Source organism: Pontibacter anaerobius (genome assembly GCF_026241195.1).
Taxonomy (GTDB): domain Bacteria; phylum Bacteroidota; class Bacteroidia; order Cytophagales; family Hymenobacteraceae; genus Pontibacter; species Pontibacter anaerobius.
In genome coordinates, this window is sequence record NZ_JAPFQO010000007.1 from 57,238 (window position 1) to 69,452 (window position 12,215).

The window sequence follows — 12,215 nt, forward strand, 5'->3', positions numbered from 1 at the left end:
AACTGGAATGAAAGACTTACTCGAAAAGTTTGAGAACAAGAGACCTGAGATAGTTTTTGAATGGAAAGACCCTGAGACCGAGGCCGAAGGATGGGTGGTGATCAACTCGCTGCGCGGTGGTGCGGCAGGAGGCGGTACGCGTATGCGTAAAGGCCTGGACAAGCGCGAGGTGGAGTCATTAGCGAAGACCATGGAAGTGAAGTTCACCGTGTCCGGCCCTTCCATTGGCGGCGCCAAATCCGGCATCAACTTCGATCCGGCAGACCCACGCAAGCGCGGTGTGCTGCAGCGCTGGTACAAGGCCGTTATCCCGCTCCTCAAAAGCTATTACGGCACCGGCGGCGACCTGAACGTGGATGAGATACACGAGGTAATCCCGATAACAGAGGATTATGGCCTGTGGCACCCGCAGGAGGGTGTAGTGAACGGCCATTTTAACGCCTCCGAACCGCAGAAGATCAATAAGATTGGCCAGTTACGGCAGGGTGTGGTAAAGGTGATCGAGGATCCGCACTTCTCGCCTTCCACGGCTCGCAAGTATACCATTGCCGACATGATAACAGGGTATGGCGTAGCTGAGGCCGTGCGCCACTACTACGACATCTGGGGAGGCCAGTTTGAGGGCAAACGCGCCATTATACAGGGCTGGGGAAACGTGGGTGCAGCAGCAGCCTACTACCTGGCTTCTAAGGGCGTAAAGATAGTCGGCATCATTGACCGCGCCGGCGGCCTGATAAAGGAGAGCGGCTATACTTTTGAAGAGATCACCGACCTGTTCCTGAGCCGACAGGGCAATGCCCTGAACCCGGATACGCCAGGCATACTTTCGTTTGAGGACGCCAACAACCGTATCTGGGACCTGTCAGCGGAGATATTCATACCTGCCGCTGCCTCCAGGCTCGTAACCCGCAACCAGGTAGACCGCATGATCCAGAGTGGCATGGAGGTTATCTCCTGCGGTGCCAACGTACCGTTCCAGGATCCGGAGATCTTCTTCGGCCCAACCGGCGAGTTTGCTGACCGCAACCTGTCCGTTATACCCGACTTTATAGCCAACTGCGGCATGGCGCGTGTGTTTGCCTACCTGATGGAGAGCGAAGTGGAGATCACGGATGAAGCCATCTTCAGCGACACCTCCAACACCATCCGCACGGCTCTGGAGAAATCGCATGAGAAGCAGGTGCAGATAACAGAGATCGCCAAAACCAGCTTTGAGATTGCCCTGAGCCAGCTGCTCTAACTATAGTTTATGCTTATGAATCTGGAAGAGTTGCTTAACAGCGGTTGGTTACGCCAGGAGTTCCTCGGAAATTCTGTGGCGGAGTATGCCCTGACTGCGGTTATCCTGTTGGTTGGGTTCATCTTTAAAACCATGTTCTCCCGCCTGATATCCGGGTTGGTGTACAGGCTTGGCAGCAGGTTCTGGCCGGAAGCACAACTGCCTGAGTTCAGGCGCCTGCTTGTGCAGCCGCTGGAGGTGCTCCTGTTCCTCATCTTTTTATTCTTAGCCTTTCAGGTGCTGGATTACCCGGTAAAGCCGGATGACCTTCAGGAGAGCGACCCTTTTCTGAAAACCTTCCTGTTCCGCACCTACCAGGTATTCGTGATTGTGGCGCTAACATGGGCTTTGCTGCGCTTCGTGGACTTTGTGGGGCTGGTTTTCACTTACCGCACCGAGAGAACCGCCTCTAAGCTGGACGACCAGCTGGTTCCGTTCTTTAAGGATTTCACGAAGGTGATGGTGGTGATCTTCTCCTTCCTGGTAATGCTGGGGTCGGTGTTCGGGGTGAATGTTACGGGTTTGGTGGCAGGCCTCGGTGTGGGTGGCCTTGCCATTGCCTTTGCCGCCAAAGAGAGCCTTGAGAACCTGCTGGCCTCCTTCACCATCTTCCTGGACCAGCCCTTTATGGCCGGCGACCTGGTGCAGGTGGGCGAGCTGATCGGTGTGGTGGAGAAAGTGGGCTTTCGGAGCACACGCCTCCGCACCCTGGAGAAAAGCTTCGTGACGGTGCCCAATAAGCTGATGATCGATAAGCCGCTCGATAACCTGACGCTGCGCACCTTCCGCCGGGCCAAGTTCGACGTGAACCTCACCTACGATACCACTTCCGAGCAGATACGCGCCATTACCCGCGATATTCAGGAGTACATTGACCAACATCCGCGCACGAACCAGGATGGCCGTGTGCGCTTCCTAAACTTGGGGGCCCACTCTAAGGATGTAATGGTGCTGTACTATGTGGATACCATGGACTGGAATGAATACATCGATATCAAAGAGGAGATCAACTACAGGATTGTAGAGATCGTGGAAAGCCATGGCGCGGAGTTCGCCTTCCCGACCCAGACGCTGTACCTGCAACAGACACAGGAGAAGGGCACACCGCAACCACCCTCAGAGAAGCCATACTTTGGAGGCTCAGACTTAGAATAGCTAAAATAAAAAAGCCGGAGAAGCTCCGGCTTTTTTTTCACCCTTATATCTTAAATTCTTCTGAATTACAGTGTTGCGGTTATGTCATCATCTTAACCAAATTGGGAAAACTATATCCCTGTAAACCTAAATCCTTAAGCGCTGCAAGTACTGTTTCCTGCAGATTTGATTTCTTAAACGGTCTGCTTTAGCCATAGTTACAACCAAAGTATAACTTTTACCTTATACGGCTCTTATTTTAAGGTTAACAGGCCATATGAGTGAGTAAAGAGATAGAATTTTTTAAGGATATTTACTCTTTCTTATTAAATTCTGCCCTTTGCGGGAACTTTACGCCTTAATTAAAGTCAAAATACTCTCCTTCCTGTAGCTCCACTTCTTTCTCTTTTTCCTTTGGCTTTTTGCCCCGCAGCAGGTCTCGCAGCTCCTGCCCCTCCTGCTTCAGATCAGTTTTTATCTTCTGCCTTACGCGCTCATCGTCGTAAGCAATTTTAAAGTCGCTCTCGCTGCCTTTCAGCGTCAAGAAGAGGTTGCTGCTACCGGCGTCAGGGTCTTCCGCCACCATGCCGAAGCGGGCATCCTTATCAGGGCGCCGGCTACTGAAGAGCGGTAGCTTTATTTTATAGTCCATCAGCTGATCGAACGTATGCGTACCCGAGATAGACACCACCGGCGCCGCAGACAGGTTAGAGCGAATATCCATCTCTGGAATATAGATGGTGCCCTGCTGTATCCAGAAAGAGTTGTGCAGCTCGGCAAAGTGCATGTTGGCCAACTCTGTGCGTTTCACAAAGGCGGACATCTTCTGCATGGGCGGGAAGTTGATGAGCTGCCCGTTCCGTACCGTAGCCTCAATCTCTGCCTGCAGTAGGTTAGTCTTAGGGTTTAGCTGGCTGTCGAAGTATACATCCGACACGATGTTGGCTGTAAGCAGGCCGCGCAGGTGCCGCTCCTCTATAAAGTTCTGGTGGAAGTTCTCGAACACGTAAAACAGGCTGTCTACGCTCATGCTGTTAAGCTTGGCGGCAGTGCTCAGCTTGATATGGTTGTTGGTGCGGGCATCCAGATTACCCCGCACGGCAAAATCCCCGCCAATGGCCCGAAACGAGATGTTTGGAGTAGAGACCACCTGGTTCCGTAGCTTTACCTCCCCCCTGATACCTTTACCCCTGAACCTTCTGAACCGCAGCCTGTCGATGGAGGCGCTGAGGTCGAAGGCGATATCCGGGGAGATGATCAGCCTGTAGCTGTCGCCGGTACGAGCCTGTTCCGGGGTATTCAGTTCCTCACTCAGCAGCTGGTCAAAGTTAAGGTAGCGGCTCCTGAAGTCGGCCTCCACCAGCAGGCGCTGGTTCTTCAGGATCAGCCAGGCCATCACGTTCTTAAACATCCCGTTTATGGCAAAGTCAGACTCGCCCAGCTTGCCCTTAAAATCAGACACGGCCACATCGTTGTGCTTAAACATGAAGTTGCCGGTGAGGTTGCTCAGCGGTAGCGGGAGCTCCTGCAGTGTAAGCGACACGTTGTGCAGCGTAATGTCGCCGGTGGTGTTGAGGGTGCTGTTGCCGGGCCGCGCCTTAAACTCGTTCAGGTTACCGGAAAAGGCGATGCGCACATCTGCCAGTCCGCTGCCGCTGCGCACTTCCTCTATCTTGGCGAGCCCCAGCACATAGCCCACATCTAACATGCCCTGCACATCGAAAGCGATGAAAGGGTTATCGAAGTTGCTATACTTCAGGTTACCCTTAAACGGCCTGCCGTTCAGTACACCGTTAAGTTCTTTCAGCTCCAGCACCGAGGTAGCGGCATTTTGCTTTTCGCCATTCGTAAAGCTGCCCGTCAGGTAGATCTTTTCCACGCGCTGCTGCACATCAGGGTGGAAGAACGAGGCATCGCGGGCCCCGAAGCTGAAACTGACCCGTGGTGTGTGCCTGCCGGAAGCTTTGCCCTTCACGGTGCCATTAAAGTATACCTCTCCCTCGCTGCGGTACTGCCTAAACTCCTCCGTCATACTTTGTGGCAACAGCGAGAGCAGCGATTGTATGTTGGTGTTCTTGCCTTTCAGTTGCAGGTCCAGCTCCGTGGCATCCTTGTAGGCAATGGCACCGCCCACCTCGTAGGCCGCCTCCTCTACCTGCACCACCGATGGCTGAAGCGCAATGGTCTGCGCCTGCCGGTTTATACTTAGCCCCGAGTTCAGGTTAACGCGCTTGCCTTTGAAGTACTCTCCGGTGCCGATTTTAATTGTCTGGATGGTTGCCTGCCCCTCGGCCTCAATGTCGATGGTTTCAGGGGAGATGGCAAGGGCCGCGGCCAGTTGGTGCGCTTCCACCTCATACGTCTGCTTCAGCTGCTGATCGATGTAGTGGATGGCCACCTCCTTCAGGTTTATACTTTCCAGGTCGAATGAGAACTCCTTGTCATCAGCGGCAGTGGAGTCTGTGGCGATGATCTCATAGTTAACTCTTCCGTCGGGCAGCACCTTCACGTACACCTCGCCCTGCTCCATGTAAAACTGCTTCACGCTGTACTCGCCGCGCAGCACATCCCACAGGCTAAAGGTAAAGTACAGCTTGTCGGCTCGCGCCAGCGACTCCTCGCTGTCCTCCAGCCCCTCATGTACGTTCACCTCGTCCAGCGAAACGGCTACCTGCGGAAACTTTTCGAAGAGCGAGAGCGAAATCTGCCGCACATCCACCTTTGTTTTGATGTGCTTGTTCGCCTCTGCCACAAAAAGCTCGATTATTTTATCCTGATATGTGTACACAAGCGCCAACGCCAAGCCCAGTGCCGCTACCACAACAGCAACTCCATAAAATAGCACTTTTCTTACCACTCTTTTTCTCACTTGGCGAAAGTTCAGATTTATAGCACCTTATAAAACCTAAAGGTACAGTAGTAATAACACGTTGGCAATAGAAGACTGACGATGAAAAAAAAATTAAGAAATTTTTAGCAGATGTTTTGCAGTCTCAAAAATAACCTCCATATTTGCATCATCAAACGGGGACAAAAGGTCAACGAAAACAAAAAACGGGGTGTTAGCTCAGCTGGTTCAGAGCACCTGCCTTACAAGCAGGGGGTCACTGGTTCGAATCCAGTACGCCCCACATAAGGACAACTGCAAAGTTGTCCTTATTTTATATCCATACTTTTCTACTCCGGCTCCCACAGCCCTTATTTTTTAGCATTAGCTATACTTTACCAACGCGTTCGCATGGAGCATAGTATGCCTCTCCTGCTGCCGCGCAGGCAACAAGTTTATTACTCGCAGAATCAAGGGTTTATTTATACTTAGGCACCTGCCTTAGCGAACTGCTCGTGTAGGGCAAGCACCTGCGGGATGATCAGCTGCTTGTCGTCGTTATAGATGATGTGCTGGGCCCGGCGCATTTTCTCCTCCTCGCTCAGTTGACGGCCTATGATGGCGCGGATGTCGGCCTCGGTGCGGTGCGTATCGCGTTTAAGCAGGCGCTTAATACGCAGCTCCAGCGGTGAGTATACGGCTATCACTTCATCCATCTGCCTCCACGACTCCGACTCGAACATCAGCGCAGCCTCCTTCAGCACATAAGGCTTTCCGGCATGCGAGGCGGCCCATACTTCAAAGTCCTTGCCCACGTGCGGGTGTACCAGGCTATTGAGTTGCTCCAGCCGCTGCGGGTTATTAAATACTACGCCAGCCAAGTACCCACGGTCCAACTCCCCGGCCTCGGTAAAGGTTTCGGGGCCGAAAGCCTGCAACAGCTCCTGCCGCAGTGCTTTGTTGTGGTGCATTACCCACTTGGCACGGCTATCTGCATCATACACAGGCGCACCAAGCACGGCAAACAAACGGCTTACTATGGATTTACCAACCCCTATGCCGCCGGTTATACCTATCTTCAACATACTATTGTCTGGAAATTTTGATGCGGTTAGGCCACACCTGCACATTGCGTATGCCACGAGGTTTCTGTACCAGCTCCGGCACCAGTGTAGAGTCGATGGGGTTGAACTTGTTGTAGTTGAGTACTACTTTAAAAGCAGAGCGGTTCAGCGTGGCCATGGAGTCTTGCAGCACCTGGTAACGCAATACCACAATTGGAGGACGCAGGCTTAGCGCCACCCCCGCCGGCACGTTTACCAGCTCAGGCAACAACTGCCGCTCCTCCGCCACAAGGCTCTTCACGTTCACGATCACCTGCGCCTCCTCCACATTCGCCTCTACCAGCGATTTATAGTTGTAGTTAATCGGCACAGGTATTTTTGATGGCTCCGCCAGCGTCTGCTCCTCTGGCAGGCGCAGCAGAAAAGGGTTCGGCAGGCTGTCTATCAGAGACGATGGCCCGGTAAACGTAATGCTGTCGGGGTTAATCCGCACTGAGCCGACTATGGCATGCTGGTTGTCTGTCAGTTTTTGGGTTGGATCCAGGCGCAGGGCTATACGCTTTCTTACTTTGGGGTCGAAATCGAAGTAAATGGTGTCGGTAACCACAAAGTTAAGCTGAAGGCCATCGAGGGCATTCACGAGCGATGGGCGCAGGGCTGAGCCCAGCAGGTAATTGTTGCGCGGCAGGTCACGGATGTACACCTCGGCGGGCTGCACCTCCAGCCTCAGGCTCTTGCGCAGCAGCTTCCAGCCTTTGCCGGTCACGTTAATGGCCACCTCCTGGGGCAGTGGCTTAATGGGAATAAGTTCGCTCTCGTCGTACACAAACCGGATAGGGTATGAGGTTTGGGTACTATAGCTTTTGTTCAGGGCATTAAGAAGCCAGAAGGTTGAGGCCGCCACAAAACAAAGCAATACTACTCGCCAGTATTGCTTTGTCCGTGGCTGGAATGGCCTCATAAACCATAAGGCTATATTTTTTACTCCCTCTAAAGGCAATGTTAGGATACGTTTTGCACCTTCATGGTAGCTTCCATGGAGACGGCAGATTTATCAAATGTCAGGCGAACGCCTTTGTCCACTTCTAACGTAATGGTATCGTCGTCTATTGCAATCAGCTTGCCGTGCATACCGCCTATGGTTACCACTGTCATGCCTTTTGTCAGCTCCTCACGAAACTTCTTCTGGTCACGCATCTTTTTCTGCTGCGGACGGATCATGAAGAAGTAGAACACAAGGATAATGGCCCCGAACATAAGCAGCTGAGGCAGCATGCCGCCATCCGGAGTCTGAAGAAGTATAGTATTCATGGTTAATGTATTCTCTTAATGAGCTCAGTGAGTTTTAATTAGTTGCGGCGTACCGGGCCGTCAGAACCAGCTGTTGGAATGCTGTTGCCCTGCACATTACCCTTCATGGCTACACGAACGATGTTTGGCTGCGTGTTTGCACGAATGGTAACCGTAGGCTGCTGCTGCCCCATTTTACCGGTACTGTTAAACTTAACTGCCACTGTGCCTTTTTCGCCAGGGGCAACAGGTGTCTTCGTCCACTCCGGCACAGTACACCCGCAGGTAGCGGAAGCGCTCTCGATCACAAGCGGCGTGCTGCCGGTGTTCGTGAACTCAAATGTGTGCTCTATGGTCTCACCCTGCTTAATGGTGCCGAAATCAAACTCTGTCTGCTCAAACGTCATTACCGGAGCGTTCTCAGCGGTTGCAGCCTCGCCCTCAGCAGCAGTTGCTACCACGTTCGGGTTCTCGATTGGCTGCACAGGAGCTTCTGCTGCTGTAGTGTTCTCAGCCACCGTATCGTTTCCGGCCTGGTTACTATCGCAGCTTGTAGCGAGCATTGTAAGGGCCATACCTGCTACCAGAAAAAGATTCTTTTTCATAATCAGTATGCTTTAAATGGTTAAAGTTTTGAAATGATGTTCTGCGCGAACTGCATGGTGTTTGCCTTGCCGCCAAGGTCGCCGGTGCACTCTTCTTTGTTAGCCAGTGTAGCTTCCAAAGCTGCCTCAATACGGTTAGCCTCGTCCTTCAGGTCAATGTGGTGCAGCATCATGATGGCAGAGCGCAGCAGTGCCGTTGGGTTGGCAATGCCTTTGCCGGCAATATCCGGGGCAGAGCCGTGAACAGCCTCAAAAATGGCCATCTCGTCGCCAATGTTGGCACCGGCCACTACGCCAAGTCCGCCTACCAAGCCAGCGCACAGGTCAGACAGGATATCACCAAACAGGTTAGTCGTCACGATCACGTCGAACTGCTCTGGCTTGGCCACCAGCTGCATACACATGTTGTCGATGATCTTGTCATCGGCCTGGATGTGCGGGTACTCTTTCGCAATAGCGTTGAACTCGCCCAGGAACATGGCACCGGCGCTTTTCAGGATATTGGCTTTGTGCACAGCCGTTACTTTTTTGCAGCCATGCTTATCAGCATAAGCAAAAGCGGCACGGATGATTTTCTGGCAACCCACACGCGTTAAACGGGCTACGGAGTCAGAAATCTGCAGGCGCTCATCAAACATCTCCAGGCCAGAGTAAAGGCCTTCGGTGTTCTCGCGGAACAGCACGGAGTTTACGTTATCGAAGCGTGTTTCAATCCCTTTGGTGGTTTTGGCCGGCCTAACGTTTGAATAAAGGTCAAACATCTGCCGCAGCTGCACATTTACGCTTTTAAAGCCTTTGCCCACCGGTGTGGTGATCGGGCCTTTTAAGGCAACTCTGTTTTTTTCAAGAGAAGCGATCAGCGTGGCCGGAATTAGCTCGCCGATGGCATCAAAAGTGGTTTGCCCAGCATTCTCCTCTTCCCAGGACACGGGCACGTTCGCTGCACTAAAAATAGTTTTTACAGCTTCTGTGATCTCAGGACCTATCCCGTCGCCGGGTATCAGGGTTACTTGTTTCATGTTTACAGTTCTTTCCTGCTATTTATTTCGTTAATGAGTGAGTCTACATCACCAAGCAGCTTCTCAGCTTTTTCCTTTGCGTCCTGTATCACGCGCTGCCCCTCAGACTTAGCAGTGGTAGGCATGCTGTCGCCTTTGGCGATAAGCTGCTCCAGCAGGTCAGAAAGGGTGTCACGGTACTTCTCCAGGCGGTAGCTCAGCCAGTATCGGGTCTCGCGCCCTTTCTCAGGGGCGAAAAGTATACCGGTCACGGCTCCTACTGCGGCGCCGGAAACAAAAGCCAGCAATGCACTTGTCTTTTTGCTCATAGTTTCTGTATGCTTAATTATCTCGGATACAAACTTTTCCTCTTCTACGGAGAAAGCGCTACAAAGGCCATTTTAGCGGCGTAAGCTTACTTGTTGTCAATCAGACCACGGCCAGACTTGCGTATATCGCCTTTGGCTGTCAACTCCTGTGCCATCTTATCCAGCACACCGTTGATAAACTGCTTACTCTTTGGGGTGCTGTACAGCTTCGAGATCTCGATGTACTCATTGATGGTAACTTTTACCGGTATGCTGCGGAAGATGTGCATCTCGCTAAGAGCCATTTTCAGGATGATCTTATCCAGCAGGGCCACGCGCTCCACGTCCCAGTTCTTCACGCTGTCCGCGATCATGGCCTCATACTTCTCGTCCTGCTCTACCGTCTGGAAGTATAAATCCTCGAAGAAGGCTTTATCGTCCTCCCAGTTAGCCGAAAGGTCCAGCAGCTGCTTTTCTTCCTCGGCTTCCTCACCAAAAATCTTGATGGTTTTGTTTACCAGGCTTCTTACAATCGATTTGTTCTCTACCCAGTTCAGGTCTTGCTCCTCAAACAAAGATTGTAAGTTTTTTTCTTTAAAGATAATGTTTTTGAAAATATGTTTCACCACCTCAGCGTCCTCTTCCAGGGTGTGCTCGGGCTGGCTGACATAGCTCAGGAAAACCTCGTCTTTCTTCAGGATGTTCTTGTAAACGGCCCGGATCTCGCTGATGTCGGAGCCCCAGCTAATGTTGCGGCGGATAATACTGTCCTGATATGATTTGCTGTGCAGCAGGCGCTGCACTACTTTGTTGCACAGGAAGGCAGTGGTATCGGGGCCTTCGGAGGCGGTAAAGCGGTTGGCTTTCTTCTCTTCCTCCTCCTCTATCAGGCTCACGATCACCTCCAGTATCTGCAGGGTGCCCAGGTAGTGGTCGTAGATGCGCTCCACGGCACCCAGCATCTGGTTACCGTAGTACTTAAAGTCTTTTTTGGTGGCGTTGTTGTAGAACGCAATCGCTCTGTTCACCGCGTCAATGGCTTCCTTGTCGGCACCTTCGGAATCGTATTCCTGCTTCTCGTACCATTCCTTGAACATCAGCGTGGCCATTTGCCTCTTGCCTTCGAGTAGCTTTTTGTCCTGCACCTCCATAGAGTTGAGGTCCGGCGCAAAGTCCTCGTTTATCTGGTCTAAGGCCAGCAGATAGTCTGAACCTACGGCTTGCTGATAGGCATAGATCGCCTGCATCGCCTTAATTCGTAGTGTTCTGCGGTTGAGCATATTCTTATTTTAAAGAGCGTGTTTTGGGTAAAATATACTTGTTTGGGCATGGAGCCCGGTAAAATCAGTGTTTGCCTGCTATGTAAAAGCGGATCGGGCAGGCTATAGTTCCGCAGTATGAGGGCGTAAAGCAAAAGTGCCACAGGTTAATGTAGCACTTTTGTGTTTAACGCAATCAGTTCATTGCTGTTATCTTAGTAAGTAGAGCGTACTTTGCCGATGCTCTCGATACGCTTCTTAGCCATTTTCACGGCGGCAGCCTGGTTGTGGATGCCCTCCTTCTCGGCGAGTTCGAAGATATCCAGTGTATAACCGTAGATACGCTCTGTCTGGGCATAGGCACTTTCGCGGTTATAGCCAGTAAGCTCAGAGTACACGTTAATCAGACCACCCGCGTTGATCAGGAAATCTGGCGCGTAAACAATGCCTTTCTCTATCAAAGCAGGCCCATGCACACGCTCATCGCGCAGCTGGTTGTTGGCAGAGCCCGCAATCACCTGGCACTTCAGGCGGTTTAAAGTATCGTTGTTAACGGTACCACCCAGTGCACACGGAGAGTATATGTCCACGTCCAGGTCATAGATCTCATCCATGCCTACCACTTTGGCACCATACTTCTCAGACACCTCGCGCAGGCGGTCTTCGTAAATGTCGGTGATAAAGATCTGGGCGTTCTCTTTGGCCAGCAGCTCTACCAGGTAACCACCTACGTGGCCAACACCCTGTACAGAGATTCTCTTGCCTTCCAGCGAATCGGAGCCAAAGGCTTTCTTAGCAGCTGCTTTCATGCCCATGTAAGTGCCATATGCTGTAACCGGAGATGGGTCTCCGCTACCGCCCATAGACTCAGGCAAACCGGAAACGTGCTCTGTTTCCATGCGGATATATTCCATATCCTTGGTCGTCATCCCTACGTCTTCGGCTGTGATGTAAGCACCATTCAGGTTCTTTACAAAGCGGCCGAATCTGCGAAGCAGCGCTTCGTTCTTGTCTTTCTTGGCATCGCCGATAATCACGGCCTTGCCACCACCCAGGTTAAGGCCAGAGATCGCCGCCTTGTAGGTCATGCCTCTGGACAAACGGAGTACGTCATCGAGGGCTTCTGCCTCAGAAGCGTAAGACCACATACGGGTACCACCCAACGCCGGGCCAAGCACGGTGTTGTGTATACCGATGATAGCTTTCAAACCAGTTTCTTTGTCATGGCAGAAAACAACTTTCTCGTGGTTGTGTTCTGATATCTGATCAAAGACTGATTTGTCTTTTTTCACTTCAACTTCTTTTAATTCCACCATTGATAGTTTTGATTAGGGGTTGTTCTATCTTTGTGAAGGGGGGAGGCAAAAAGATCGCCCTCTCCGTTTCGCGCTGCGAAATTAAATCTTTTTTTGGTTATTTCAATTTGCGCGAGCTATCTCTGCGTAAAAGCG

General features: G+C 51.8%; 11 protein-coding genes and 1 tRNA gene. 3 read left to right on the forward strand and 9 right to left on the reverse strand.

Going from position 1 to position 12,215, the window contains the following annotated elements; translation table 11 throughout:
• The first annotated feature begins 7 nt into the window (after nt 1–7).
• The gene (locus OO017_RS10920; protein ID WP_266052526.1) at nt 8–1,240 is read left to right on the forward strand and encodes a Glu/Leu/Phe/Val dehydrogenase dimerization domain-containing protein; all 1,233 of its coding nucleotides are present in this window, start codon (nt 8–10) and stop codon (nt 1,238–1,240) included.
• A gap of 15 nt (nt 1,241–1,255) precedes the next feature.
• Nucleotides 1,256–2,434, forward strand: a complete 1,179-nt coding sequence (locus OO017_RS10925) for a mechanosensitive ion channel family protein (RefSeq protein WP_266052527.1) — start codon at nt 1,256–1,258, stop codon at nt 2,432–2,434.
• A 337-nt stretch (nt 2,435–2,771) separates the two neighbouring features.
• On the opposite strand, the gene OO017_RS10930 is transcribed toward OO017_RS10925, so the two are convergent.
• Nucleotides 2,772–5,282 (reverse strand): AsmA-like C-terminal region-containing protein, encoded by a 2,511-nt coding sequence (locus OO017_RS10930; protein ID WP_266052528.1) that lies wholly within the window; start codon nt 5,280–5,282, stop codon nt 2,772–2,774.
• Nucleotides 5,283–5,469: 187 nt separating this feature from the next.
• Between OO017_RS10930 and OO017_RS10935 the strand changes: the two genes are divergently transcribed.
• Nucleotides 5,470–5,544 (forward strand) — tRNA-Val (locus OO017_RS10935).
• A gap of 184 nt (nt 5,545–5,728) precedes the next feature.
• Here the strand turns inward: OO017_RS10935 and coaE are convergent.
• The 8 genes from coaE to OO017_RS10975 form a co-directional block, all read right to left on the reverse strand.
• Nucleotides 5,729–6,325 carry a dephospho-CoA kinase gene (gene coaE / locus OO017_RS10940; RefSeq protein WP_266052529.1) on the reverse strand — a complete coding sequence of 199 codons (597 nt, stop codon included), beginning with the start codon at nt 6,323–6,325 and terminating at the stop codon, nt 5,729–5,731.
• A gap of 1 nt (nt 6,326) precedes the next feature.
• Nucleotides 6,327–7,208: a YbbR-like domain-containing protein gene (locus OO017_RS10945; protein ID WP_266052530.1), complete on the reverse strand. Its 882-nt coding sequence runs from the start codon at nt 7,206–7,208 to the stop codon at nt 6,327–6,329.
• 98 nt (nt 7,209–7,306) lie between these two features.
• Complete coding sequence (gene yajC, locus OO017_RS10950; RefSeq protein ID WP_266052531.1) at nt 7,307–7,615, reverse strand: preprotein translocase subunit YajC; 309 nt, start codon at nt 7,613–7,615, stop codon at nt 7,307–7,309.
• A 38-nt stretch (nt 7,616–7,653) separates the two neighbouring features.
• The gene (locus OO017_RS10955; protein ID WP_266052532.1) at nt 7,654–8,199 is read right to left on the reverse strand and encodes a DUF1573 domain-containing protein; all 546 of its coding nucleotides are present in this window, start codon (nt 8,197–8,199) and stop codon (nt 7,654–7,656) included.
• Between the two features lie 20 nt (nt 8,200–8,219).
• On the reverse strand, nt 8,220–9,218 hold the full coding sequence (locus tag OO017_RS10960) for an isocitrate/isopropylmalate dehydrogenase family protein (protein ID WP_266052533.1): 999 nt from the start codon (nt 9,216–9,218) through the stop codon (nt 8,220–8,222).
• A gap of 2 nt (nt 9,219–9,220) precedes the next feature.
• Complete coding sequence (locus tag OO017_RS10965) at nt 9,221–9,526, reverse strand: YtxH domain-containing protein (protein WP_266052534.1); 306 nt, start codon at nt 9,524–9,526, stop codon at nt 9,221–9,223.
• Between the two features lie 86 nt (nt 9,527–9,612).
• Nucleotides 9,613–10,785 (reverse strand): transcription antitermination factor NusB, encoded by a 1,173-nt coding sequence (gene nusB, locus OO017_RS10970; protein WP_266052535.1) that lies wholly within the window; start codon nt 10,783–10,785, stop codon nt 9,613–9,615.
• 194 nt (nt 10,786–10,979) lie between these two features.
• The gene (locus OO017_RS10975; RefSeq protein WP_266052536.1) at nt 10,980–12,080 is read right to left on the reverse strand and encodes a Glu/Leu/Phe/Val family dehydrogenase; all 1,101 of its coding nucleotides are present in this window, start codon (nt 12,078–12,080) and stop codon (nt 10,980–10,982) included.
• Nucleotides 12,081–12,215: the final 135 nt, after the last annotated feature.

What these genes read in the sequence shown, in the direction of transcription:
- OO017_RS10965 (WP_266052534.1), bottom strand. Translation starts at nt 9,526, where the DNA reads ATGAGCAAAAAGACAAGTGCATTGCTGGCTTTTGTTTCCGGCGCCGCA.
- nusB (WP_266052535.1), bottom strand. Translation starts at nt 10,785, where the DNA reads ATGCTCAACCGCAGAACACTACGAATTAAGGCGATGCAGGCGATCTAT.
- OO017_RS10955 (WP_266052532.1), bottom strand. Translation starts at nt 8,199, where the DNA reads ATGAAAAAGAATCTTTTTCTGGTAGCAGGTATGGCCCTTACAATGCTC.
- yajC (WP_266052531.1), bottom strand. Translation starts at nt 7,615, where the DNA reads ATGAATACTATACTTCTTCAGACTCCGGATGGCGGCATGCTGCCTCAG.
- OO017_RS10925 (WP_266052527.1), top strand. Translation starts at nt 1,256, where the DNA reads ATGAATCTGGAAGAGTTGCTTAACAGCGGTTGGTTACGCCAGGAGTTC.
- OO017_RS10920 (WP_266052526.1), top strand. Translation starts at nt 8, where the DNA reads ATGAAAGACTTACTCGAAAAGTTTGAGAACAAGAGACCTGAGATAGTT.
- OO017_RS10975 (WP_266052536.1), bottom strand. Translation starts at nt 12,080, where the DNA reads ATGGTGGAATTAAAAGAAGTTGAAGTGAAAAAAGACAAATCAGTCTTT.
- coaE (WP_266052529.1), bottom strand. Translation starts at nt 6,325, where the DNA reads ATGTTGAAGATAGGTATAACCGGCGGCATAGGGGTTGGTAAATCCATA.
- OO017_RS10960 (WP_266052533.1), bottom strand. Translation starts at nt 9,218, where the DNA reads ATGAAACAAGTAACCCTGATACCCGGCGACGGGATAGGTCCTGAGATC.